The organism is Martinezella sp. CNPSo 3732 (assembly GCF_057784515.1).
In genome coordinates this window covers 306957-331951 of record NZ_JBXSOO010000003.1, presented here as the reverse complement: position 1 = coordinate 331951, position 24995 = coordinate 306957, and the positions used below count along the sequence as shown (strand labels likewise).

Here is a 24995-nt window from a genome sequence, read left to right as displayed (position 1 = left end):
TGTTCTGATGAATTCTTTAGCATCATCGACTTGTCTGCTGGCTTTTTAACCTAGGTTGCGTTAATGCGGCAGGCTCGCGCACCCTTGGGTAGGACGGTTTGCGCGATTCTAAAGATCGAGTCTTCGCTATGGATATGCCGGCACCTGCGCGCCCTTACGCGCATGACAATGATAATTCGTGGTCTGCACATGTGCGCGCAACGCTTGCGCTGGGCATTCCGCTGATCGGTGCGCAATTGGCGCAGCTCGGGATTAACACCACTGATGTCATGATCGTGGGCCGGCTCGGTGCCGAGCAGCTAGCTGCAATGGTGCTTTCCGCGCAATTTCTGTTCACGATCCTGGTTTTTGGTTCGGGTTTTTCCATCGCGGTCATGCCGCTGGTGGCGCAAGCCTATGGCAGAGGCGACGTTACCTCGGTGCGCCGTGCGCTGCGTATGGGCCTATGGGTCGTAACGGCCTATTGGCTGTTGGCACAGCCGGCCTTCTTCTATTCCGAAGAGATTCTGCTTGCAGCCGGACAAAAGCCTGACGTCGCGAAATTAGCGAGCGGCTATATCGATATCGGCCACTTCGCCGTGTTGCCGGGCCTGCTCTACAATGTCATCCGGGCGCTGGTGAGCGCCATCGGTCGTGCTGGCATCATCCTCAAAGTGACTATCGCCATGCTGGTTATGAATGCCGTGCTGGCCTATATCCTGGTGCTCGGCCATTTCGGCCTGCCGGCGATGGGCCTGCATGGTGCGGCCATTGTCTCGGTCGCCGTGCAGACCGCCGGTTTGCTCTTCATCGTTGGTTACGTGCAAGCCCACCGGGAGGCGCGGCGCTACGAGATCTTTGTGCGATTCTGGCGGCCCGACTGGCATGCCTTATGGGATGTCATCCGGCTTGGTTTTCCGATCGGTGTGACGGTTCTGGCTGAGGTCAGCCTATTCACGGCAGCATCGCTGCTGATGGGCCAGATCGGCACGATCGAGCTTGCTGCGCATGGCATCGCGCTGCAATGGGCGTCGATTGCCTTCATGATCCCGCTCGGCCTCAGCCAGGCGGCGACCGTACGCATCGGCGTCGCCCATGGGCAGGGCGATCATTTCGGCCTGAAGCGCGCTGCCATCGTGGTGATCGTCGTTTCGAGCTGCATCGCGCTTTGCGGCAGCATCCTGTTTGCGACTATACCATCCTGGCTGGCAAGCTGGTTCCTTGACGTCCATTCTGCCGAGGCCCCACAGGTCCTTGCCTTTGCCGCACCGCTGATTGTCGTGGCCGGCTTCTTCCAGCTTGTCGATGGGTTGCAGGCGATCGCGAGCGGTCTGCTGCGCGGACTGAAGGATGCGCGCGTGCCGATGATCCTGGCGCTGATCGCCTATTGGCCGATCGGCTTCTTCCTCGCCTGGCTGTTGGCGTTTCCGCTCGGCTTCGGCGGCATCGGCATCTGGTTCGGCTTCCTGCTCGGCCTTGCTTCTGCGGCGACGATGCTTTGTGCACGGTTCTACCTTCTTGTACGGGCGGAGAAGGCTACCGCCTGATAGCGGCAGCGTTCATTGCGTTGCGAGACTGCTGACAAAAATTGACAGCATGATCGGCTATAACTGTTTCATACCAGAGACGGGAGACGACCATGTTATTCAAGGCAAGCAATCGTAATGATGCCGCGCTTTTCCCGCGGGATGATCAAATCAATCGGGGGGCGGCTGTACGCCTCCTGCCACACGCCAACACTTCGTCCCGGCGACCGGAGCCGGAGCAGAAGTCCTACTGGCTGGCGGTGGCCAGTGCCGAGCATGTGCGTATTGGGCGCGAACAGGGCTTCATGCAAGTAAACCACGGCAAGCGGGCCCCTTTGAAGCGTATCAAGCCGGGCGACGGCATCGTCTACTATTCGCCGTCTGTCAAAATGGGCGAGAGGGATGGCTTTCAGAGCTTCACTGCCATCGGTTTTGTGCGTGAGGGTGAGCCTTACCTAGCCGAGATGGGTTGCGGAAAAGCCTATCGCAAGGATGTGGATTGGCTTGATGCGCCCGAACAGCCGCTTCGTCCTCTCCTCGGCTGGCTTGATTTCACCCAGGACAAGAATTGGGGTTACAAGCTGAGATTCGGCCTCGTTGAATTCGGGCAGTCGGATTTCGAGTTCCTCGAGGAAATCCTGATGAGCGAGCTTGAAGTGGTGAAGCAGCGCCGCATGCAAGCCTGAGCTCCGGCAAGCATGAACATATGTGACGAGAAACCTCCCAAGTTGACGCACAAAAAGAAAGCCTCGGATTGGCACCAATCCGAGGCTTTCTCATGCGGTTAGATCATTGGCTTTATCAGGCGCGTTCGGCCAGGGCTTCTTCGCCCTTCTTTTCTCGCACCAGATTGATGAAGCGGCGGAAGAGATAATGGCTGTCCTGCGGACCGGGAGAGGCTTCCGGGTGATGCTGCACCGAGAAGACCGGCTTACCGGAGACACGAAGACCGCAATTGCTGCCGTCGAAGAGCGAAATATGAGTCTCCTCGACACCTTCCGGCAGCGACTTCGAGTCGACTGCAAAGCCGTGGTTCATCGAGACGATCTCGACCTTGCCGGTCGTATGATCCTTCACCGGATGGTTGGCGCCATGATGGCCCTGATGCATCTTCGCGGTCTTGGCGCCGAGCGCCAGACCGAGCATCTGATGGCCGAGGCAGATACCGAAGAGCGGAATTTCGGTCTTCAGCAGGTCCTTGATGACCGGTACGGCATATTCGCCGGTTGCTGCCGGATCGCCGGGGCCGTTGGACAGGAAGATGCCATCCGGCTTGAGACCGAGGACGTCATCCGTGGAAGCCGTCGCCGGCAGGACCGTGACCTTGCAATCGAGGCCGGCAAACAGCCGCAGGATGTTGCGCTTGACGCCGTAGTCGAGGCAGACGACATGGTACTTGGCGTCATCGGCGCCGAGTTCGCCATAGCCTTCGTTCCAGACCCAGGGCGTCTGCGACCATTGCGAGGACTGACCGGAGGAGGCGACCTTGGCGAGATCGAGACCTTCGAGACCGCTCCAGGCCTTGGCATCCGCCTTCAGCTGCTCGATGTCGAAGACGCCGTTCGGATCGTGAGCGATCACGCCGTTCGGCATGCCATTCTCGCGGATCCAGGCGGTCAGCGCGCGCGTGTCGATGCCGCAGAGCCCGATGATGCCGCGCGCCTTCAGCCATTGATCGAGGTGTTTGGCGGCGCGGTAGTTCGAGGGGTCGGTGATATCGGCCTTGAAGATGACGCCGACGGCACCGTGGCGGGCGGCAGGCGTCAGGTCTTCAATGTCTTCTTCGTTCGTGCCGACATTGCCGATATGGGGGAAGGTGAAGGTGACGATCTGGCCGAGATAAGAGGGGTCGGTCAAGATCTCTTCATAACCCGTCAGCGCCGTGTTGAAGCAGACTTCGGCCTGGACCTTGCCGGTCGCGCCGATACCCTTGCCTTCGATCACAGTGCCATCCGCGAGAACGAGGAGGGCGGTCGGCTTTTCAGTGGTCCATGGGGCTGTGGCGGTCATAGTCGTCATCCCGTTTCCGGCGTCGGGCGCGGTCTTGAAGAGACCGGCGGTTCCGCCATGTTTGTAGCAAGGTGCAGCCGTCGACAGTGGTCGCGGCTTGAGATCTTCCTATCGATCTTATGTGCAGGTGATGGACATAGCTAAACAAGGCGAGCCGGTCAATGCGCGGTCTTGCTTTCCCGTCAAGGAATTCTGGCTCTCGGGCGCAATTGCGTTGATTGACACTGTTGGTTTAAGAGACAGCAACATGACGTAAATGGCCGGGGCGATCGTCGCCGGCCTGCTTCAAGGAGTTAAAGACATGATCCGCGAAACCCTTTCCAACGCCCAGAAAGATGCCATGAAGGCCAAGGACACGGCGAGGCTTTCGACCGTCCGTCTCATCCTTGCAGCCATTAAGGACAAGGACATCGCCAATCGCGGTCTCGGCAAGGAGCAGGCGAGCGAAGACGAGATTCTGCAGCTGCTTGCCAAGATGATCAAGCAGCGTGAGGAATCGGTGAAGATCTATATCGATGGCGGCCGTCCCGAGCTAGCTGACAAGGAGCGTGCGGAAATCGCGGTCATCCAGGGCTTCATGCCTGAGCAGCTTTCCGAAGAGAAGGTCCGCAAGATCTGTGTTGCCGTCGTCGCGGAACTTGGCGCGCAAGGCCTAAAGGATATGGGCAAGTGCGTGGCCGCCTTGCGCGAGCGCTATGCCGGCCAGATGGATTTCGCCAAGGCCTCGGCTATCCTGAAGGAACTGCTGAAGTAAAACTCTGTTTCGCCCTCGGTATGCGGACTGGCCGCCTGCCGAGGGTATTTTGCCAGGCGGCGTCTATGATGGCGAGCTTCCCCGCCTGATAGTTCCGATATTCCTCGATGAAAGCGGTGGAGAGCCAAAGCTGGCTCCGCCCAGGCGCTCCCGTCCATCCGACGCTTTGCATGTTTATGGCCTTGTTCATGAGTCGCTTTGCGTTTGTTCTGGAAATGAGAAACCGGTTGCAGAGATCGGTAAAGGCCACCGGTCCGATAATCGCTTTCTTAGTCGCCGTATTGATCGTCCCGATGCGGGAGATCAGATAATCCATAATGATGCCGCCCGAGTTTGCCCAGGTGAACAGGTCGAACGTTTCTCCCGGATTGCGCAGCTCGTCGCTTTCGATGATGCCAACCGAGATCGTAGGCTGAAGCAGCGTAACGAGTTCCGGTTTTTTGCTAAATAAGGCGTTGCGCTTGCCGCCATCCAACCGATCCAGCACGGACAGATGGATGCTCAGCCATCTCGAAAGCTGCCTTGCGGCCTCTTCTGTGGGCTGCATTGGTCGCGCGCGCCTATCGCTGGTGATAGGCAGAAAGCGCAGGAAACCGAGAGCCAGCATCTCCTGAATGAAGCTGAGTGCGGTGTTGTGGCTGGCGATTTCGTGTTCGACGATATAGTTGGCGAAGCGATTGGCATGAATGCCGGGCGGTTCTCCGTCGATGCCGCCGCAATAGAGGGCGAAGCCAGCGAGTGCCATCAGCCAGCGTTGCTGTGAAGCAAAGACAGAGCATACGCGCTGATTCTCATCATAAGTGGATATAATCTCTCGTGTATAACCGAGGATTTCCGTGAAAAATTTGGGGTCTTGAACAAGTTCCTTCGCGGATAAAGACATGCAACCGTCTCCGATCAACTGAACAAAGTTTCAAATTGTCTGACGAGATAATTACTAAGATCGCATATACGTAGATAATAAAGGATATCGATCGATATCGTTGCGTCAAGATACTCGCGGCGAGGAACCAAAGATGTTCCGCAGCAGTGTCGATGCTCGTATTGTCGCGAATTGGAGATGGCCCAAAATTAGAGAAGGCAGGAGCTGGGGGAGCTCCTGCCTTCTTGCGCTTTGCTGACGTTTGATGACGCAGGGTGGGGCCCAAAAATCAAACGTCTTTTGCAAAGGCACTCAGGTGGGGCGGCGCCGGGGGTAGGGATGGTGCCCCACCTGAGTATCTGCTGAACTTATCTGAAAATCCTGATCTGCTGGGGCAAAGCCAATGCCTGCGGCGGCAGTTCGGACATTTGAACCTTTACGCCTGCCGTAAGGGCAGGAACTTTCATATTCGCCGGCAACTGATATCCCGCACCGGCATAAAGCACATTCTTTTCGCTGGCGCCGCCGTCCATCGTGGCCGAGCTATAGGTAGCTGTGGCGAAGATGGCTGCTGCTGCCAAGGGTACGATCAGAACGCGCATTTCCCTCTCCTAAACAGAAAGCCCGTACCTAGTGGCTTTCGGTTCGTCAGGGCGTCTCGGCATGTCGCGTCGCAAAGAAGTTTCTTTGCCGGCTTGTCTCGCCCTGTGAGAAGGACGCTATTGCGGCGCACACGAACAATCAAATTACAAAAAAATAATGTTTGGCTTACGAACCTTGCCGCAAATGCGCCGTCAGAGAGTGTCGCGCGTGCGCGATTGCTTTGCAGCCATTGATTGTCCATGGCATCGCTCCTGGTCGCGTTTGTCGACCATAGGCTGTGCAAGCCTTTGCTTTTTCGCGGATTTTTGCGGACGAAATAGTTACTCCCATGGATGTAATCCTACCAGTTTCGGTCACGCGGAGGCAACTTTTGGGTATTTCGAGCCTGTCAACGGCAGCCGGGAATTTCGACACGAATGCGGATAAATCTACCGTCGTGTTCACGGAGTTGTGATCGTTGGGGCGAAAATGCAATCGCCGGCAAAGGGCTGTGAATAGCGTGGGAGGCGGCCGCGTCGCCGTGGCAATGCCCGGCATTCCTGTTTATATGGAATGAGCCAGAGGTAGCCATGCGATTTTCCAATACGTTTCTCGACGAGATTCGCGACCGCGTTTTGATTTCGGACGTGATCGGTCGTCGTGTGACCTGGGATCGGCGCAAAACAAATGTGCCGCGCGGCGATTACTGGGCTTGCTGCCCCTTCCACGGCGAGAAGTCGCCGAGCTTCCACTGCGAGGATCGGAAGGGGCGTTATCACTGCTTCGGCTGTGGGGTGACGGGCGACCATTTCCGCTTTCTGACCGAATTGGAGGGCTTGAGCTTTCCGGAGGCCGTGCAGCAGATCGCCGACATGGCCGGCGTTCCGATGCCCGTTGCCGATCCGATGGAGGCGAAGCGCGAGAAGGAACGCACGTCGCTGCTCGATGTCATGGAAATGGCGACTCAGTTCTTTCAGGATCAACTGCAGACGGCCAATGGAGCGCGGGCGAGGGCCTACCTGCGCGACCGCGGTCTCAGCGGCCGCACCATCGAAACGTTCCGTCTGGGATATTCGCCCGATAGCCGCAACGCTTTGAAAGAGCATCTTGCCGGCAAAGGCGTGCTGAAGGAGCAGATGGAGGCCTGTGGCCTCGTCGTGCATGAGAACGTGCCGGTCTCCTATGACCGCTTCCGCGACCGCATCATGTTTCCGATCCTGTCCTCGCGCGAGAAGGTGATTGCCTTTGGTGGCCGCGCGATGTCGCCGGATGCGCCGGCGAAATACCTGAATTCCAACGAGACCGAGCTCTTCCACAAGGGCAATGTGCTCTACAATTTCACCCGCGCCCGCCGCGCTTCGCAGGGCGCCGATGGCGCCGGGACCATTATCGCGGTCGAAGGTTATATGGATGTCATCGCGCTGCATCAGGCCGGTGTCGAGAATGCCGTTGCGCCGCTCGGCACGGCACTGACGGAGAGCCAGCTCGATCTCCTCTGGAAGATGACGCCGGAGCCGGTGCTCTGCTTCGATGGCGATGGCGCCGGTATCCGCGCCGCCAATCGTGCCGCCGATCTGGCGCTGCCTCATATCAAACCGAACCGCACTGTGCGCTTTGCCTTGCTGCCCGATGGCAAGGACCCCGACGATCTCGTGCGGCAGGATGGACGCGCGCCGTTCGACAAGGTACTGGCGCAGGCAAAGCCGCTGGCCGATCTGATATGGACGAGAGAGGCCGGCAGCGGCACCTTCGAGACGCCGGAAGCGCGGGCGGAGCTGGAAGCGCGGCTGCGGCGCATTGTTTCGGTCATCGGCGATGAAGATGTGCGCCGTCATTATCAGCAGAATATGCGCGAGCGGCTGAACGGGCTGTTCCAGCCGCAGTTCCAGCGGGGCAGCCAGCAGGGACGTGGTTTTTCCCGGGACGGCAATGGCCGCAACTTTGGAGGTCGTGGTGGACAGGCACGCACCGGGGCCGCGATGACAATGACAGCATCCGATCGCTTGCAGCGCTCGGCCATGATCAAGGGACATCAGGATATTCCGAGCCTTCGAGAAAGCGTGCTCGCATTGACCATCGTCAACCATCCGGCGCTGCTGCAGGACGAATATGACGAGATCGCCGCAATCGATTATGACAGCCGCGAACTCCAGCGGCTCTGGTCCGCGGTTCTCGGGGCCGCCGCAACTCTGGTCGGGCCTCAGCTCGTCCGCGAGCGACTGGTCGAGCAATTGGAAGAACAGGATTTCGGTGCCTTGCTGAAGGGTTTGGAACAGCAGATTCGCAATGCCCGTTTGTGGACGGCAACCGAGGAAGCCGCCATGGAGGATGCGCGCGAGGGCTATCGCCAGGCGCTCGCGCTCCACAAGCGCTCGAAAGCATTGCGTTGGCACAAGATCGAGCTGGAGAGTGCTATTGCCGAGGCGACGGAAGAAGGCGACGGTGAAGCGATCGAGCCATTGATTCGCGCCTTGCAGGAAGTGCAGCTCGAGGCGCTGCGTCTGGAAAACCAGGAGGCGATCATTGATGGCTTCGGCGTGCTCTCCGGCCGCGTCAAAGGTGCCGCTGGAAAATAGGGAATAGATGCCTCAGCCTGAAAGACAAGAGCCGCGGTTTTCCGCAGACGACGCTTTGTTCGGCGAGCATACCGATGCGCCGGCGCCACTTGATGTCCTGAAGCGTGTCTATGGTTATTCTGCCTTTCGCGGCAAGCAACAGCAAGTGGTCGAGCATGTCGTCTCCGGCGGCGATGCGGTCGTGCTGTTTCCGACCGGTGCCGGCAAGTCGCTGTGCTTCCAGATTCCCGCGCTTTGCCGCGATGGTATCGGCATCGTCGTCTCGCCGCTGATTGCGCTGATGCGGGATCAGGTGGAGGCGATGAAGCAGCTCGGCATCCGGGCTGCCGCCCTGAATTCGTCGCTGTCGCGTGACGAGGCCAGCGATGTCTATCGCACCATTGCCGCAGGCAAGCTCGATCTGCTCTACGTGACGCCGGAACGCATTGCGACGGAAGGTTTCTGCCAGATGCTCGGCCGGGCGAAGATCGCGCTTTTCGCGATCGACGAAGCGCATTGCGTCTCCCAATGGGGCCATGACTTCCGACCGGAGTATCGGGATCTTGGCCGGCTTGCCGAACTTTTTCCCGGCGTGCCGCGCATTGCATTGACCGCAACGGCCGATCCCCATACCCGCGAGGACATTATCGAACGGCTGGCGCTCGACAATGCCAAGGTCTTCACCACCAGCTTCGACCGGCCGAACATCACCTATGAGATTGTCGAGCGCGATCAGCCGCGCCAGCAATTGCTGCGCTTTCTCGACGGACATCGTGGCGATAGCGGTATCGTCTATTGCCTTTCGCGGGCCAAGGTCGAGGACACGGCGGAGTGGCTGAACGGGCAGGGTATCCGCGCGCTGCCCTATCACGCCGGCATGGACCGGGCGCTTCGCGATGCCAATCAGGATGCCTTCTTGAAAGAGGAAGACCTGTGCCTCGTGGCGACGGTTGCTTTCGGCATGGGCATCGATAAACCGAATGTGCGCTATGTCGCCCATCTCGATCTGCCGGGATCAGTGGAGGCCTATTATCAGGAGACGGGCCGTGCCGGACGCGATGGGCTGCCCTCCAATGTCTGGATGGCCTATGGCATGGCCGATGTCATCCAGCGCGGGCGGATGATTGACGAAGGCGGTGCGTCCGAGGAGATAAAGCGCGTCGAGCGGGCAAAGCTCAATGCGCTGCTTGCGATCTGCGAGACGGCGGGCTGCCGGCGGCAGTCGATCCTCGCGCATTTCGGCGAGGCACATGGCGGCGGTTGCGGCAATTGCGATACCTGCCTGAAACCTGTGGAAACCTGGGATGGGACGGAAGCGGCGATCAAGGCGCTCGCCGCCGTCTATCGCACCGGCGAGCGTTTCGGCACCGGCCACGTCATCGATGTGCTGATGGGAACGGTCAACGAGAAGACCGAGCGCTTCGGCCATGTCGACATGCCAGTTTTCGGCGCAGGCAAGGATATTCCCTCTCGCACCTGGCAATCGATCTTCCGGCAATTATTGGCGAACGGCTTTATCAACATCGACCACACGGCCTTCGGTGCCATGAAGCTCCAGGAACAGGCGAGGGCCGTCTTCAAGCGCGAGCGGCAGGTGTTTTTCCGCAAGGATCGGCCCGAAACGGGCCGCCGCGGCAAGAGAGCGGGGCGACCGGAGAAGCAGGCTCACGGGCTTTCCGGCGAGACACAGTCGCTGTTCGAAGCATTGCGGGCTGAGCGCACCCGGATCGCAAAAGAATTGGGTGTGCCGCCCTATGTCGTTTTTCCGGATACGACTCTGATTGCCTTTGCGACGGAGCGGCCGACGAATCATAGGGACCTTCTGGGGATATCCGGTGTGGGGCAATCGAAGCTGGAACGCTATGGGGATGCGTTCCTTGCCGTGATTTCGGAATTCATCAACCGGTGACGCGCTGAAGGCCGATATCGAAACGCGGCTGCCGACGCGCTACATGCGCACGGTCATGCCGCCATCGACGGTCAGGACGTGGCCGTTGACAAAGGAAGCGGCATCGCTGGCGAGGAAAAGTGCGGCGCCCGCAATCTCGTCCGGACGTCCCCAGCGTTGAACGGGGATGCGTTGGCGCACGATGGGGATCAGGTCTTCGTTCGCGACCATTGCTGCATTGGTTTCCGTTGCGAACCAGCCTGGCGCGATGGCGTTGCTTGTGATGCCGTGAGGGCCAAATTCCACTGCCATGCTGCGCATAAGGCCTGTCAGCCCCTGCTTGGCGGCGGGATAGACGCAGTCGCCGGGCATGACGACCTGCCCGCTGATCGAAGTGACCGAGATCAGTCGCCCATGATTGTTTCGTTTCATGAGGCGCGCGGCGTCGCGGGAGAGCATGATCGAGGCGGCAAGATCCGTGTTGAGCAAGGCGAGGATCGCCTCGTCGTCGAAGTCGGCCAGCGGGCGTCTGTCGCGCGCACCGACGTTGTTGATCAGTATGTCGAGCCGGCCGTGATTGTTTTCGATGTCGTTTATTGCTGCGTGCTGGGCATCACGATCGGAAATATCGAAGGCTGCGGCTTCCGCCGAGCCGTTTCTCGCTCGGATCGTCTCCACGGCTACATTAAGTATGGCTGCGGTTCGTCCGTTGATGATGACGTGCGCGCCGGCATCGGCAAGCGCCTGCGCCATTTCGAATCCCAGGCCGCGCCCGCCGCCGGTGATGAGGGCAACTCGCCCTGCAAGGGAGAATCTGTGAAATATGTTCATGGCTCTCCCTCATCTTCTGGCCAGCATCAATCTGATGCGAAATAGTGGACTCAGTCAAGTAATTTTTGCGATAGCAATCGCTGAAATCGGGCCAAAAAGTTGCGCGCAAGCCGGTCGGTTTGACAGATAATATCGAAACTGCGCCCTATCGCGCCGACGTCACCGTGTTGCGCATTTTTGCCGCTGCTGGATGCAGCAAGCGGCCAGATCCTATGTTATTCCTTGATTAATTAGGCACTATGACCAGCATCGGAATGCGACCATGACTTCAGCGTTCATATCCCATTTGCGCAACGAACTTCTCGGCCTGAAAGAAGCCGGCCTCTATAAGGCCGAGCGCGTCATCACCTCCAAACAGGCTGGCGAAATCGCCGTGCTGGGTGGCGCGCGCGTCCTCAATTTCTGCGCCAACAACTATCTCGGTCTCGCCGACAATGAGGAACTTGCCGAAGCCGCAAAGAAAGCGCTCGATCGTTATGGCTACGGCATGGCTTCGGTTCGCTTCATTTGCGGCACACAGGAGGAGCACAAGCAGCTCGAGGCGCGGATTTCGGCTTTCCTCGGCATGGAAGCGACGATCCTCTATTCGTCCTGCTTCGATGCCAATGGCGGGTTGTTCGAGACGTTGCTGTCGGAAGAGGATGCCATCATCTCGGATGCCCTCAATCATGCCTCGATCATCGATGGGGTACGGCTCTCCAAGGCGAAGCGCTTCCGCTACGCCAACAACGACATGGCGGCTTTGGAAGAAGAGCTGAAGAAGGCCGAGGGCAGCCGCTTCAAGCTGATAGCGACCGATGGCGTCTTCTCCATGGACGGCATCATCGCCAATCTCGGCGGCGTCTGCGATCTGGCGGAGAAATATGGCGCGATGGTCATGGTCGATGACAGCCATGCGGTGGGCTTCGTCGGCAAGCATGGCCGGGGATCGCCTGAGCATTGCGGTGTCGAAGGCCGGATCGACATCATCACCGGCACGCTCGGCAAGGCGCTTGGCGGCGCTTCCGGCGGTTATACTTCTGCCAGGGGTGAGATCGTCGAGTGGTTGCGGCAGCGTTCGCGCCCCTATCTGTTCTCCAACACCTTGGCACCCGTCATCGCCGCAGCCTCGCTGAAGGTCTTCGATCTGATCGAAAATGGCGCTGATTTGCGTGCACGCCTTCAAGGCAATGCCGAACTCTTCCGCCGAGAGATGACCAAGCTCGGCTTCACGCTTGCCGGCGCCGATCACCCGATCATCCCCGTCATGCTTGGGGACGCGAAACTCGCGCAGGACATGGCGGCGCTCATGCTGCAGAAGGGCGTCTACGTCATCGGCTTTTCCTTCCCCGTGGTGCCCAAGGGGCAGGCGCGCATCCGCACGCAGATGTCGGCTGCCCACTCGAAGGCCGATGTCGAAAAGGCGATCGCAGCCTTTGCCGAAGCCGGAAAAGAACTCGGAATCATTTGAATTGGTTGGAGAGAACCGATCATGTCGAACATGATGAAAGCGTTGGTCAAATCCAGGCCGGAAGTCGGGCTGTGGATGGAGCATGTGCCGGTTCCGGAGGTCGGACCGAACGATGTCCTCATTCGGGTCAGGAAGTCGGCGATTTGCGGGACCGATGTGCATATTTGGAACTGGGACCAATGGGCTCAGAAGACCATTCCTGTGCCCATGGTCGTCGGCCACGAATTCTGCGGTGAGATTGCCGAGATCGGTTCGGCGGTCACGAAGTATCACGTCGGCGAGCGCGTCTCGGGCGAAGGCCACATCGTCTGCGGCAAGTGTCGCAATTGCCGGGCGGGTAGGGGCCATCTCTGCCGCAACACGCTCGGCGTCGGTGTCAACCGCCCAGGCTCCTTCGGCGAATTCGTCTGCATTCCCGAATCCAATGTCGTGCCGATACCTGATGATATCCCGGATGAAATAGCTGCGATCTTCGATCCTTTCGGCAATGCCGTGCATACGGCGCTTTCCTTTGATCTGGTTGGTGAAGATGTGCTGGTGACTGGCGCGGGGCCGATCGGCATCATGGGTGCGATGGTCGCCAAGCGTTCCGGCGCCCGCAAGGTCGTCATCACCGATATCAATCCGACCCGGCTGGCGCTTGCCCGCAAGGTCGGCATCGATCACGTCGTCGACGCTTCCAAGGAGAACCTTGCCGATGTGATGAAATCCATTGGCATGACCGAGGGTTTCGACGTCGGGCTGGAAATGTCAGGCGCGGCGCCCGCCTTTCGCGACATGATCGACAAGATGAACAATGGCGGCAAGATCGCGATTCTCGGCATCGCGCCGGCTGGCTTCGAGATCGACTGGAACAAGGTCATCTTCAAGATGCTGAACCTGAAGGGTATCTATGGCCGCGAGATGTTCGAGACCTGGTACAAGATGATCGCCTTCGTTCAGGGCGGTCTCGATGTATCGCCCGTCATCACCCACCGTATCGGCATCGATGATTTTCGCGATGGCTTCGACGCCATGCGTTCTGGCAACTCCGGCAAGGTCGTGATGGACTGGAATTGATGCCATTCGGACACACTTCCGGGCTCGGTAATACCTGCCGATGCTGGAAATGTGAGGCTTTGCTCAGGATGCTCTTGTCATCGCGCGGGGACTTCCTAAATACGGGAAACAATAAATTGCTGCGTGCGGAGGCTGTGGATAAGGCTTTTTCGCGCATTTAACGGGCTTTTTTGCTGGAAAAGCTTGACGAGAACTAAAATTCTGGGAATCACCGTTTGACTTCGGAAAGAACGGTAAAACTGGATCAAGCGGATCACCTGATATCATGGCCGGAAATCCAAACGCAATCCAGCTTTGCACTCCGGTGGCGGTGATCGTGGTTAATCGGGCATTAAAGGTCATTCCGTTAGGTGTTCGTCGGTGAGTCGCGGCTGGTGCAGGGCGCGCCAGCCAGTGTGATTGTTTCACCGCGTGTAAGTTTGCAGCGTCAGGGAAAGCGACGATATAAAGATGGCAACAAAGGTCAAAGAGAACGAAGAAGCTGAAGTCGAGCGCGACGGCACCTCCGACGGCCCCCTTCTCGATCTTTCCGACGACGCGGTCAAGAAGATGATCAAGGCCGCGAAGAAGCGCGGCTACGTGACGATGGACGAGCTCAACGCCGTTCTTCCGTCCGAAGAAGTGACGTCTGAACAGATCGAAGACACGATGGCCATGCTTTCGGACATGGGCATCAACGTCATCGAGGACGAAGATGTCGAAGAGGCCGGCGCTGCGGCCAGCGACGACGACGATGCGGGTGGTGACGACGACAGTGAAGGCGGCGAATTGGCCCCCTCCACCGGTTCCGCGCTGGCCACCGCGAAGAAGAAAGAGCCGACCGACCGTACGGATGACCCGGTGCGCATGTATCTGCGCGAAATGGGCTCCGTCGAGCTTCTGTCGCGTGAAGGCGAAATCGCGATTGCCAAGCGCATCGAGGCTGGCCGCGAAACGATGATCGGCGGCCTCTGTGAGAGCCCGTTGACGTTCCAGGCCCTGATTATCTGGCGCGACGAACTCAACGAAGGCACGACGCTGCTGCGCGAGATCATCGACCTCGAAACCACCTATTCCGGTCCCGAGGCCAAGGCTGCACCGCAGTTCCAGAGCCCCGAGAAGATCGAGGCTGACCGCAAGGCCGCCGAAGAGAAGGAAAAGGCACGCCGCGGCCGCTCTCCTTCCGGTGACGACGACATCACCAATGTCGGCGGTGAAGGTCTGCCGATCGAGGAGGAGGAAGAGGACGAGGACGAATCCAACCTCTCTCTCGCCGCGATGGAAGCCGAGCTTCGCCCGCAGGTGATGACGACGCTCGACATCATCGCCGAAACCTACAAGAAGCTGCGCAAGCTGCAGGACCAGCAGGTCGAGCAGCGCCTGTCGGCCTCCGGTACGCTCTCTTCGGCGCAGGAGCGCCGCTACAAGGAACTCAAGGATGAGCTGGTCAAGTCGGTCAAGTCTCTGTCGCTGAACCAGAACCGCATCGACGCCCTCGTCGAGCAGCTCTATGACATCAACAAGCGCCTCGTGCAGAACGAAGGCCGCTTGCTGCGCCTTGCCGAATCCTATGGCGTCAAGCGTGACAGCTTCCTGGAGCAATATCAGGGCGCCGAACTCGATCCGAACTGGATGAAGTCCATCGGCAATCTGGCTGCTCGCGGCTGGAAGGAATTCGCCAAGAGCGAAAACACGACGATCCGCGACATTCGCCAGGAAATCCAGAATCTTGCGACCGAAACCGGTATTTCGATCTCGGAGTTCCGCCGTATCGTTCACATGGTGCAGAAGGGCGAGCGCGAAGCGCGCATCGCCAAGAAGGAAATGGTCGAAGCCAACCTGCGCCTCGTCATCTCCATCGCCAAGAAGTATACCAACCGCGGCCTGCAGTTCCTTGACCTCATTCAGGAAGGCAATATCGGCCTGATGAAGGCGGTCGATAAGTTCGAATATCGCCGCGGCTACAAATTCTCGACCTACGCCACCTGGTGGATTCGTCAGGCGATCACCCGCTCGATCGCCGACCAGGCGCGCACGATCCGTATTCCGGTGCATATGATCGAAACGATCAACAAGATCGTTCGCACGTCGCGCCAGATGCTGCATGAAATTGGCCGCGAGCCGACGCCGGAAGAACTGGCCGAAAAGCTCGCCATGCCGCTCGAAAAGGTGCGCAAGGTTCTGAAGATCGCCAAGGAGCCGATCTCGCTCGAAACCCCGGTGGGTGACGAAGAGGATTCGCATCTCGGCGACTTCATCGAGGACAAGAATGCGCTTCTGCCGATCGACGCCGCCATCCAGGCGAACCTGCGTGAGACGACGACCCGCGTTCTGGCATCGCTCACGCCGCGCGAAGAGCGTGTGCTGCGCATGCGCTTCGGCATCGGCATGAACACCGACCATACGCTGGAAGAAGTCGGCCAGCAGTTCTCGGTGACGCGCGAGCGTATCCGTCAGATCGAAGCCAAGGCGCTGCGCAAGCTCAAGCATCCGAGCCGCAGCCGCAAGCTCAGAAGCTTCCTCGACAGTTGAGGTCTGGAGCAAGCCGACATCTGCCGTCTATAAAAACAAGGCCCGGTTCGCGAAAGTGAGCCGGGTTTTTAGTTGGCATTATCAAATTTGAGGAGCCACTTTTGGCAAGCAAACCGCAATTCATGGAGACATCCCTTCCTGTCCGACTGCGCGATCTGCTGGCCGGGTATGAATGGCGGCAGGATGGGCTTGGCCGCTCCTCGGCCCATGTCTTCCGGCTTGAGGCCGATGGACGCGCGCCGGTCTATCTCAAGACCGAGCTGGCCGATGCTTTGGGTGAATTGGCAGGCGAGGTTGTCGGGCTGCGATGGCTGGCCTTGCAGGGGCTTGCCTGCCCGGATATCATTGCCCACGAGACGGATGGCGAACGCGAATGGCTTTTGATGAGCGCTCTTCCAGGCCGCGATTTCGTCAGCGCGGAGCGGCTGCAGCCGCTCGAGCGGGTGCGGCTTTTGGCGGATGCGTTGCGGCGATTGCACGCCGTCGATATCGCCGCCTGTCCCTTCGATCATCGGCTGGAGAACAGAATTGCTGCGGCAAAGGCGCGCTTGCTTGCCGGCCGCGTTGATGAGGACGATTTCGATGAGGCCAGGCTTGGAAGATCAGCAGAAGATCTCTTCCACGAACTTCAGGCCAAGAGACCGTCAACGGAGAATCTGGTCGTCACCCATGGCGATGCCTGCCTTCCGAATTTCATGGCCGACGGCCCGAAATTCACAGGCTATATCGATTGCGGCCGCCTCGGCGTGGCTGATCGCCATCAGGATATTGCACTTGCCTGTAGCAGCATCGAGCACAACTTCGGAGAGGAATTGGTTGCGGAGTTTTTGAACGCCTATGGCGATTTTGAGCCGCAAGCCGAAAAGATGGCATACTATCAGTTGCTGGACGAGTTCTTCTAACGGCGAATGCGACCGTCTAGGCGATGCGCGATCACGCAGGTTTGTTTTTGCGCCATTGCGGATCGCGCGGAGGCCTGACAAGTTCGATTTCGACCGAGGCCTCTTTCGCGGCGCATGGTCGGGTACCATATGTCAGCGACCGGAAAGTCTTCTGATATGTTTGCCGATAAGGATCGAATGAATCGATGCGTTGTTTTCGCCTGATTGCTTTCTCGTCGCGAGCCATCCGCTGAACGATGGAAAAGGTCGCGGAAAAACGGGATAGGGAGATAAGGCCGGGCTTCGTCCTGTCGATCCTTCTGCACGTCCTGTTTATCGCGGTTTTTCTGTTGCCGTTGCTGCCGGCGCCGCCGGAGGCAAAGCCCGAGCAGAGCGTCAATGTCGAGCTCGTGCCGCAGCAGGAGGAAAAGCAGGAGCTTGCGACGAAAGAGAATGAAAAGCCCGACCAGCCTCCCAAGCCGACGCCAAGACCTGATGAGAAGCCAGCCCAGGAGACAGCTGAAGCTCAACAGGAGCCTCAGCGGCCGCAAGGAAAGAAGGCGGACGAACAGCCGCCAAAGCAAGTCGATCCCAACGGCAAGAAGCAGGCAGAGAAGCCCGCAGCCAAGCCTGACGAGGCCAAGGCTGATAAGCCGGTAGAGCAGGCGAAGTCCGAACCCAAGCCCGATGATCCCGCGGCTGACAAGCCCGTCGAGAAGGCGGAGCAACAGCCCTCTGCGACCGAGACTCCGCCTGAAGCAAAGGAAACACCTCCCGAATCCAAGCGGTCCAATCCTGATCATAAACAAACTGCGGCTGATTTCAGGAATGAAGATCTGAGCAAAGATGATTTGTCATCGGCATCTAAAGTAGAGAACGCAACTCTATCGCCTAAGATAAATGATAGCCAACCGCTGAAGGAATCTCAAACATCGGCCGCAACTGGCGACAGAGAGTCGCCAGTTGCCAAGGAAGCGGCCGAGAATCCTACTGCTTCGGAGTCTGAGACTCCGCAGTTGACTGCGGCCGATTCCAACTCTCAACTGCAAAATTCTGAGCCTTCGGAACAAGGCGAGCCGAATGAATCGGGTATGGGTTCCTTGAACTCCGACCAGCAAAGTCAGTCTGTACCTGTATCTACGCCGCAAGTGCTGGCCACAGATTCATCGTCGGACACTAAAGTTGATCCATCCGACGAGCTTCAGTCCCGTCAAAATGCCGCAAACGTCACTGTTCCAGGCGTCATGGCGTCCGGACAACCGAAGATGGGTGAAGCGAGAAATTCGCCCGGCAACTCGACAGCGGAGGGTGGCGCTGGGCTCGTGATCGAGCCAATGCCGGAACAACGCGGCCAGACTTCTCGGTCCGAGCTCACAGAGGGAGAGCAAAAGGCGAGAGCAGTTGTTTCCGCAAAAGCAGGTTCCCCAGCTTCTGCGGCGCCTTTTGTTCAGGCCAAGCGATTGTACTCAGCGGATGAGCTTTCACGACTCCCAAAGGGCTTTCTAGCGCAATGGAAGCAACTTTCCGCACAAATGCGGATAAGTCAGCTTTGCAACTCCGAGGGGGCGGCCCAATTGAACGCTGCTGGGTTACATATACTGCGTTTTGGTTTGCCGCACATTTCCGAGAGCCGAAGCGCCAGCCGGAGTATAGAGACGGACAAGGCCGTGTATCGAACGTCTGACGGCTATCACTATGTTGGGGTGAAATGTAACGTCGATAGCAGTGCGACGAAAGTGATATCCTTTGCCTATCGCCTGGGTCCTTCCATACCGCAAGATCAATGGAAAAGCCTCAATCTTCCAACGAACTGAATCTCTCACGCAGCATCCGACGTGGCTGAAACAATAGTTTACTGCTCACCCCAATCGAAATCCACGTCATTTCATCATACAATTGCCCGCATCTCACTGATTCAGTGTCCTCCCATCGCACTTTTCTCAAGATTCCGATGTCCTCGATCACAGCCGATTCCAGCTCTGCCGCTGGCCATTCCGCCCTGCGTGGTGTCCTTGTGGCATTCGCGTCCTATGCCGTCTTCGCCTTCAGCGATGCGTCGATCAAGATCCTTCACGGGGTGATCCCCTCCTATCAGGTCGCTTTCATCGGCGCGCTGTTCGGCTTTGCCGCCGTGCCTTTCCTGAAGAAGCGGGAGGACGAGTGGTTTGACATGGTGAGGACGTCGAACCGTCCCTTGTGGCTGTTGCGTTTCGTCTGCGGCGCGACGGGCGCCATCTCCTCCGTCATCGCCTTTACCATGCTGCCGATGGCGGAAGCCTTTGCGCTGCTGTTCCTGCTGCCGTCCTTTGTCACCATTCTCTCAGTGATCTTTCTCAAGGAGGATGTGCGCTGGCAGCGCTGGACGGCGGTCATCCTCGGTTTTGTCGGCGTATTGATCGTCCTGCGTCCGGGTTTTCGCGAGCTTTCGGTCGGCCACCTCTGCGCAGCGATCGGCGGTCTTGCCGCGGCGATATCCATCGTCGTCAACCGTGCGCTCGGCTCGAAGGAAAAGCGCATCTCGCTTTATGGCGCAGGCCTTTTCGGCACGCTCATCGTCAGCGGCATCCTCATGCTCTCCGAAGTCACCATGCCGACGCCGACGCAGTGGATATTCCTCGCAAGCTATGGCCTGCTTGGCGCGTGCGGCAGCGTCTTGCTCTTGACGGCCGCGCAGATGGCGCCTGCCAATCTGGTTGCGCCGCCGCAATATAGCCAGATGCTCTGGGCGATCGCCTTCGGCTACCTGCTGTTCAACGACAGCATCGATATGCCGATGGCCATCGGTATTGTCCTCATCATCTTTTCCGGTCTGCTGACATTGGCGCGGGAGCGCAAGCGCGGCACGCCATTGCCGGCTGCCGTTACCGGCGATACGCAGGCGGCATTGGCGACGGCAGAGGATTTCAAGGCCGCGGGAGACTCTTGAGCCTTGTATCCCGATTGCGGATGCGCAAAATTGCCGCTCAAAGTAGGATGCCATAGCTAATACAGCGAACAGGCGGAATGAGAGGCGTCAGCGATGAAGTCCGGTGAATTCAGGATATATCGCTCTCGCCTTGCCGGCATCGAGGCAGTCCGGGCCGAAACTGGCCATAGCTTCCCGAAACACACGCATGACCAGTTCGGCATCGGTATCATCGAGGCTGGCGCGCAGAGATCGCTGAGCAGGCGAGGTATAGTGGAGGCTGAGGCCGGGGACGTCATCAGCGTCAATCCGAACGAGGTGCATGACGGCATGCCTATCGGCGAAAGCCGCGCATGGTCCATGCTCTATTTCGATCCTCCGCTGATCGGCAATCTGTTGCGCGAAGTCGGCGAGGGCAGGTTCGGTACAATGGAATTCCCGTCGCCTGTCATCCGCGACGGGAGGACGGCCGGGCATTTCAGAACCCTGTTTTCGCTTCTGATCGAGGACGCGGCCGAGAGTCCTCTCCTGCGGGAGGGACTGCTGCTGTCGCTTCTTGCCGCGGTGATGCGCGAAGGAGCGGGCCGCTTGCGTGAGGATGCCGTTCTCGCTGATATCAACAAGGCGCGTGAGCTGATCGATGACGATCCGGCCGCTCCATTGACCCTTGCCGAACTGGCAGAACTATGCGGGCTGAGCCATTTCCGCTTCCTGCGTGCCTTCGCCAAGGCGACGGGACTGACGCCTCATGCTTACCTCATGCAGCGCCGGATTCACGAAGCACGTCGGCTGATTGCGGGGGGCACGTCCCTCGCGGAAGTGGCCTTTGCCAGCGGCTTTTCCGATCAGAGCCATATGACGCGCCTCTTCGTCCGCAATTTCGGCGTTTCGCCAGGCGCCTATGCCGCGGCCATCGGCTGAAGCTTCTGCAATTTTATTCAAGACCGGAGGATAATGACGGGGTTTTCTGCGGTGACAAGCAGATGCCTATCAGGAGGTGCTATGTTTTTCCGCCATTCGAACGAAATGTGGAGCGAGTTTCCCGAACTGGTTCCTGGCGTGCTGTTCGCCGAAGGGATCATCTCGACCGTCAATGTCGTCGATCGAACAGCCAAGTATCATGCGATTGCTGCAGAGCGGCTGGCGCAGCGTCCTGAAAGCGAAATGGCTGAAATTCAAGCATGGCGGCGTGCTTTCTCCAAAATGGGGTTGAAGCCGACGCAATATCGCTGCGCCTCCGAAGCTTTGCTTCGCCGCTTTCGCCAGGAAGGATCGCTGCCGCGGCTGCATCCGCTCGTCGATCTCTGCAATGCCATCTCGATCGCTTTTGCGATTCCCGTCGCCGTTTTCGATCTTTCGAAAATCTCCGGCGATCTCGAGGTGCGGCATGCGAATGGCAGCGAAACCTATCTGACCTTTTCCGGCGAGATAGAGCATCCGGAAGTGAGGGAGGTGATCTTTGCCGATGCGGCTGGGCAAGCGCATGCCCGACGCTGGACCAATCGCCAGAGTGGTTTGTCCGCGGTGCGCAATGATACGCATTCGGTACTGATTGTCGCTGAGGCGCTGCACGAATCGGCAGATAGCGATGTTCCGAAGCTGATCGATGCTATCGCGGTAGAAGTGGCGGCCATCTGGTCGATCGAGGGCAGGCAAGGCCTCCTCAGCCCATCCTCACCGCGATTTGATCTATCGTCCGCGATGAATTTGCAACTGCAGCAAAAACGAGATTGACAGAAGGCGCGTTCAGGCAGAGCAGGGACTATAAAATTTCCGACTGTTGAGAACCATGTCTGCAAGCGTCCGTGCCGGCAGACGAAGAAGGCTCATGGACACCCTGCAGAATCTTGACCGGCCAAGCGTGCTCGGTCACCCCGGCTATCGTTCGTTCGCTGCGTCGTGCGTCTTTTCCTCGATAGGCTTTCAGTCTGTCACGGTTGCCATGGGCTGGATGATCTATGACCAGACCCATAGCGCCTTTTTCCTTGGCCTCGTCGGCTTCTGCCAGTTCCTGCCGATGGTCATCCTGACCTTTGTCGTCGGGCATGTCGCCGACCGGTTCGACCGCCGCCGAATCGGCCTCGTCTGCCAGCTGATCGAGGCATTGACCGCGCTGGTTCTTGCTGTGGCTGTCTGGCAGCACTGGATAGGTCCCGCCGGCATTCTGGCCGCCGTTGCCGTCATGGGCGCAGCGACGGCCTTCGAGCGTCCGACCATGGCAGCGCTTTTGCCTAATATCGTGCCGTCTTCGCTGTTGCAGGTCGCCATCGCGACCTCTACCTCGATGATGCAGACGGCCTTCATCATCGGGCCGTCGCTTGGCGGTCTGCTTTACGGCGTCAGCCCCGTTGCACCATTTGCCGTTTCAGCCGTGCTTTATGTCATTGCAAGCATCAACGTCATTTCGATCCGCGTTGAACGGCTGCAGCCGTCGTCGCGCGAGCCGGTGACGCTGAATTCCGTCTTCGCCGGCGTTTCCTTCATCAAGAGCCGCCCGGTCATGCTGGGGACGATTTCGCTCGATCTCTTCGCCGTGCTGCTCGGCGGAGCGACGGCGCTGCTGCCGATGTTCGCGCGCGATATCCTGCATGCCGGGCCCTGGGGGCTCGGCCTGTTGTGCGCCGCGCCGGCAATCGGCGCGCTCGCCATGTCGATCTGGCTGGCACGCCGGCCGCTGCAGAGCGATGTCGGCAAGAAGATGCTGTTTGCGGTCCTCGTTTTCGGGATTGCCACCATCGTCTTTTCACTGTCGACCAATATCATCCTTTCGGTCGCAGCGCTCTTTGTCGTCGGCGCCTCGGATACCGTCAGCGTCGTCGTGCGCAGCTCGCTCGTGCAGCTCCTGACGCCGGATGCCATGCGCGGTCGGGTCAATGCCGTGAATTCGCTGTTCATCGGCACCTCCAATCAGCTCGGCGAATTCGAATCCGGCATGCTTGCCAGCGCTCTCGGACCTGTCCTGACCGGCGGCGTCGGAACCATCGTCGTGGTGCTGCTCTGGATGCGCCTCTTTCCGGATCTGACCAGGGTGAAGACGCTCAGAGGTTAGCGGCGTCCATCCTTGGATTGCTCTTTCGCGAGATCGCTCCGCCCGACATCCCGCAGCAAATGGTGGTTCGTCAGAGGCAGCATGTCTCGCTTTCTGCCACCTTCATCATGCGAGCGTCGTTCCAAAGCATCTTGCCGGATCAGGAACCGGGCGAACCATGTTCTCCAGCTTTCAACATGAAGAATATTCATCTATCCATGACCTCAAAATGGTTGACCAGTAGATAGATGCGCCTGGAATAGAGTGGTGTATAATGAATCCTTGCGCTTTAAAGCATGAGGGATTTTCATGGGAAAGAGGCCGTTGCCACCGCTCTCGACGCTTCAGACATTCTGCGCCATTGCCGAGACCGGCGGTTTCGGTCGTGCTGCCGAGCGGATCGGGCAGACACAGACGGCAGTCAGCCATCAGCTTGCGCAATTGGAAGGATGGATCGGCGGGCGCTTGTTCGACAGAGGCCGAAGTGGGGCGCGGCTGACACCGTTGGGCGCCCGTCTGCATCCTGCAATCTCAGGCGTGATCGCCGAGCTGGAAACGGCGTTGTACCAGGCGCGCGCGAGTATTTCGGTTCGCGGCGTCGCGGTCTCCGTCTCGCCGGAGTTCTCCAGCCAATGGCTGGCGGCGCGGCTGCCGGATTTCTGCCAGCGCTATCCGGACGTCGAGGTGAAGCTGGCTGTCGGCTACCAGCGCCCGGATTTTCAGCCTGGAGGTACCGATCTCGCTATCTGGCTCGGCCGCGCCGACGCCGGTTTCACGCATGAAGAATTGCTGACGGACGAAGAGTTCGTCGTCAGTTCGCCGGAACTCTCCAAACGACTGCCGCCGCGCTGGGCCATAAGGGTCGCTCCGCTTCTGCGTTACTCTGGCATGCGGCATACGATTCTAGATTGGCAGCGCTGGCACGAGCAGGTGATTGGCGAGAGCAGCGGCGAGGACGGCGTGCGTTTCGATATCGCACGGGCCGTGGAGGAGGCACCTTTCTTCGATTCCTTTGCCGAGATGCTGGAGGCCTGCCGGCAGGGCCGCGGCTTTGCCCTCGTACGAAGCTCGCTGGTGGCGCGCGATCTCTCCGAGAAAAAGCTGGTCAGGTGCTTTGTGGAGATGCAGCCGGCTGCTGTCAGCTATAATTTGGTCTATCCGCCGGCCGCCTTGCTGAACCCGGCTGCGGCCCTGTTTCGCAACTAGCTGCTCGCGCAAAGCCACTCATCCGTCTAAGGCGCGCATTCCGTCAATCCTGCAGCCGAATGAGGCCGGCCTCAGTGGGAGCAAAACCGAGCCCCCGATAAAAGCCGGTGAGATGCGGCTCGAAATCGACATGCAGCCATTCCGCGCCACGTTCGCCGGCCAGGGTTTTCGCCCGCGCGACGAGGGCGCTTGCGATACCTCTTCGCCGAAATTCCGGATCGACGCAGGTATCGAGAATAAAGGCATGAATGCCGCCATCCCAGGCGACATTGACGAAGCCCACCAGTCTTGCGCCCGCGAATGCGCCCACATGCGCGAGATTTCGGGAGAGAATGGGCTGGAAATCCCGCGGAGAGGAGCTGCCCCATGCGGTCGACCACAGGGCATTGAGCACCTCATTTTCGAGCTTCGGATCATTCTGGTATTCTATCATCATTGGCGTCCCTCCGCGGGATCATTCAGTGAGTTCGGTGCTGTCTCGGGCCGACGGGATGGTCTGTGGAAAATATCCGCAGCCAATGTCGGATCTGGTTGCCGTCAATCGTCCTTTAAAAGTGAACATAGAACAGAGGAGGCTGAAATGTCCTATGTCGACGGTTTCATCGTTGCCGTGCCGAAAGACAAGATCGAGGCTTACAAAGCACTCGCGCAACGGGCCGGGGAGGTTTGGCGTGAATATGGTGCGCTAAGCTATGTCGAGGCCATAGGCGACGATGTGCCCTATGGCGAACTTACCTCTTTTCCGCGTGCGGTACAGGCGACGGAAGATGAGGTCGTGGTGTTCTCATGGATCACCTATGAATCGCGAGAAAGCCGCGATGCGATATTGGCGAAGGTCATGGCCGATCCGCGATTGAAGGATGAGATGGAAAACATGCCCTTTGACGGCAAGCGCATGATCTATGGCGGCTTCAATGTCGCCATTTCATTATAGGCTCAAGGCAGTGGCCGGACTTGACATTCCGGCC

At 58.8% G+C, this 24995-nt stretch carries 21 protein-coding genes; 16 read left to right on the top strand and 5 right to left on the bottom strand.

Annotated features, from left to right (window positions below; genetic code table 11):
- The first annotated feature begins 128 nt into the window (after window positions 1–128).
- Window positions 129–1526 (top strand): MATE family efflux transporter, encoded by a 1398-nt coding sequence (locus AC13RM_RS10255; RefSeq protein ID WP_488554906.1) that lies wholly within the window; start codon window positions 129–131, stop codon window positions 1524–1526.
- 92 nt (window positions 1527–1618) lie between these two features.
- Entirely contained in the window at window positions 1619–2191 is a 573-nt protein-coding gene (locus tag AC13RM_RS10250) for an EVE domain-containing protein (RefSeq protein WP_113230327.1), read from the top strand.
- Between the two features lie 115 nt (window positions 2192–2306).
- On the opposite strand, the gene carA is transcribed toward AC13RM_RS10250, so the two are convergent.
- Entirely contained in the window at window positions 2307–3515 is a 1209-nt protein-coding gene (gene carA / locus AC13RM_RS10245; protein WP_488554922.1) for a glutamine-hydrolyzing carbamoyl-phosphate synthase small subunit, read from the bottom strand.
- A 301-nt stretch (window positions 3516–3816) separates the two neighbouring features.
- Between carA and AC13RM_RS10240 the strand changes: the two genes are divergently transcribed.
- Window positions 3817–4269: a GatB/YqeY domain-containing protein gene (locus AC13RM_RS10240; RefSeq protein WP_488554905.1), complete on the top strand. Its 453-nt coding sequence runs from the start codon at window positions 3817–3819 to the stop codon at window positions 4267–4269.
- On the opposite strand, the gene AC13RM_RS10235 is transcribed toward AC13RM_RS10240, so the two are convergent.
- Together AC13RM_RS10235 and AC13RM_RS10230 are read right to left on the bottom strand one after the other, a co-directional pair.
- On the bottom strand, window positions 4244–5152 hold the full coding sequence (locus AC13RM_RS10235) for a hypothetical protein (RefSeq protein ID WP_488554904.1): 909 nt from the start codon (window positions 5150–5152) through the stop codon (window positions 4244–4246). The two genes, AC13RM_RS10240 and AC13RM_RS10235, sit on opposite strands and share 26 nt — an antisense overlap.
- Window positions 5153–5499: 347 nt before the next feature.
- On the bottom strand, window positions 5500–5733 hold the full coding sequence (locus tag AC13RM_RS10230) for a hypothetical protein (protein ID WP_488554903.1): 234 nt from the start codon (window positions 5731–5733) through the stop codon (window positions 5500–5502).
- A 570-nt stretch (window positions 5734–6303) separates the two neighbouring features.
- On the opposite strand from AC13RM_RS10230, the gene dnaG reads away from it, so the two are divergent.
- Both dnaG and recQ read left to right on the top strand, forming a co-directional pair.
- Window positions 6304–8289, top strand: coding sequence for a DNA primase (gene dnaG / locus AC13RM_RS10225; RefSeq protein WP_488554902.1), 1986 nt, complete (start codon window positions 6304–6306; stop codon window positions 8287–8289).
- Between the two features lie 7 nt (window positions 8290–8296).
- A complete protein-coding gene (gene recQ, locus AC13RM_RS10220; protein WP_488554901.1) occupies window positions 8297–10177 on the top strand; it encodes a DNA helicase RecQ in 1881 nt (626 codons plus the stop codon).
- A gap of 39 nt (window positions 10178–10216) precedes the next feature.
- On the opposite strand, the gene AC13RM_RS10215 is transcribed toward recQ, so the two are convergent.
- Window positions 10217–10987 (bottom strand): SDR family oxidoreductase, encoded by a 771-nt coding sequence (locus tag AC13RM_RS10215; protein ID WP_488554900.1) that lies wholly within the window; start codon window positions 10985–10987, stop codon window positions 10217–10219.
- A 262-nt stretch (window positions 10988–11249) separates the two neighbouring features.
- Between AC13RM_RS10215 and AC13RM_RS10210 the strand changes: the two genes are divergently transcribed.
- From AC13RM_RS10210 to AC13RM_RS10165, 10 genes are all read left to right on the top strand, one after another.
- On the top strand, window positions 11250–12437 hold the full coding sequence (locus tag AC13RM_RS10210) for a glycine C-acetyltransferase (RefSeq protein WP_488554899.1): 1188 nt from the start codon (window positions 11250–11252) through the stop codon (window positions 12435–12437).
- 21 nt (window positions 12438–12458) lie between these two features.
- Window positions 12459–13496: an L-threonine 3-dehydrogenase gene (gene tdh / locus AC13RM_RS10205; protein ID WP_374815191.1), complete on the top strand. Its 1038-nt coding sequence runs from the start codon at window positions 12459–12461 to the stop codon at window positions 13494–13496.
- A gap of 450 nt (window positions 13497–13946) precedes the next feature.
- Window positions 13947–16007: an RNA polymerase sigma factor RpoD gene (gene rpoD / locus AC13RM_RS10200; protein WP_095435359.1), complete on the top strand. Its 2061-nt coding sequence runs from the start codon at window positions 13947–13949 to the stop codon at window positions 16005–16007.
- Between the two features lie 122 nt (window positions 16008–16129).
- Complete coding sequence (locus tag AC13RM_RS10195; protein ID WP_374815190.1) at window positions 16130–16909, top strand: APH(3')-II family aminoglycoside O-phosphotransferase; 780 nt, start codon at window positions 16130–16132, stop codon at window positions 16907–16909.
- A 236-nt stretch (window positions 16910–17145) separates the two neighbouring features.
- Window positions 17146–18702, top strand: coding sequence for a DUF930 domain-containing protein (locus AC13RM_RS10190; RefSeq protein WP_374815189.1), 1557 nt, complete (start codon window positions 17146–17148; stop codon window positions 18700–18702).
- A 137-nt stretch (window positions 18703–18839) separates the two neighbouring features.
- Window positions 18840–19814 carry a DMT family transporter gene (locus AC13RM_RS10185; protein WP_374815188.1) on the top strand — a complete coding sequence of 325 codons (975 nt, stop codon included), beginning with the start codon at window positions 18840–18842 and terminating at the stop codon, window positions 19812–19814.
- 93 nt (window positions 19815–19907) lie between these two features.
- Window positions 19908–20714: an AraC family transcriptional regulator gene (locus tag AC13RM_RS10180; RefSeq protein ID WP_374815187.1), complete on the top strand. Its 807-nt coding sequence runs from the start codon at window positions 19908–19910 to the stop codon at window positions 20712–20714.
- 81 nt (window positions 20715–20795) lie between these two features.
- Window positions 20796–21527 carry a B3/B4 domain-containing protein gene (locus tag AC13RM_RS10175; RefSeq protein ID WP_374815185.1) on the top strand — a complete coding sequence of 244 codons (732 nt, stop codon included), beginning with the start codon at window positions 20796–20798 and terminating at the stop codon, window positions 21525–21527.
- Between the two features lie 94 nt (window positions 21528–21621).
- Entirely contained in the window at window positions 21622–22842 is a 1221-nt protein-coding gene (locus AC13RM_RS10170; RefSeq protein WP_488554898.1) for an MFS transporter, read from the top strand.
- A gap of 288 nt (window positions 22843–23130) precedes the next feature.
- The gene (locus AC13RM_RS10165) at window positions 23131–24027 is read left to right on the top strand and encodes a LysR family transcriptional regulator (RefSeq protein WP_374815181.1); all 897 of its coding nucleotides are present in this window, start codon (window positions 23131–23133) and stop codon (window positions 24025–24027) included.
- 43 nt (window positions 24028–24070) lie between these two features.
- On the opposite strand, the gene AC13RM_RS10160 is transcribed toward AC13RM_RS10165, so the two are convergent.
- Window positions 24071–24460, bottom strand: coding sequence for a GNAT family N-acetyltransferase (locus tag AC13RM_RS10160; protein WP_374815622.1), 390 nt, complete (start codon window positions 24458–24460; stop codon window positions 24071–24073).
- 147 nt (window positions 24461–24607) lie between these two features.
- On the opposite strand from AC13RM_RS10160, the gene AC13RM_RS10155 reads away from it, so the two are divergent.
- Entirely contained in the window at window positions 24608–24961 is a 354-nt protein-coding gene (locus tag AC13RM_RS10155) for a DUF1428 domain-containing protein (RefSeq protein ID WP_113230344.1), read from the top strand.
- Window positions 24962–24995 lie beyond the last annotated feature (34 nt).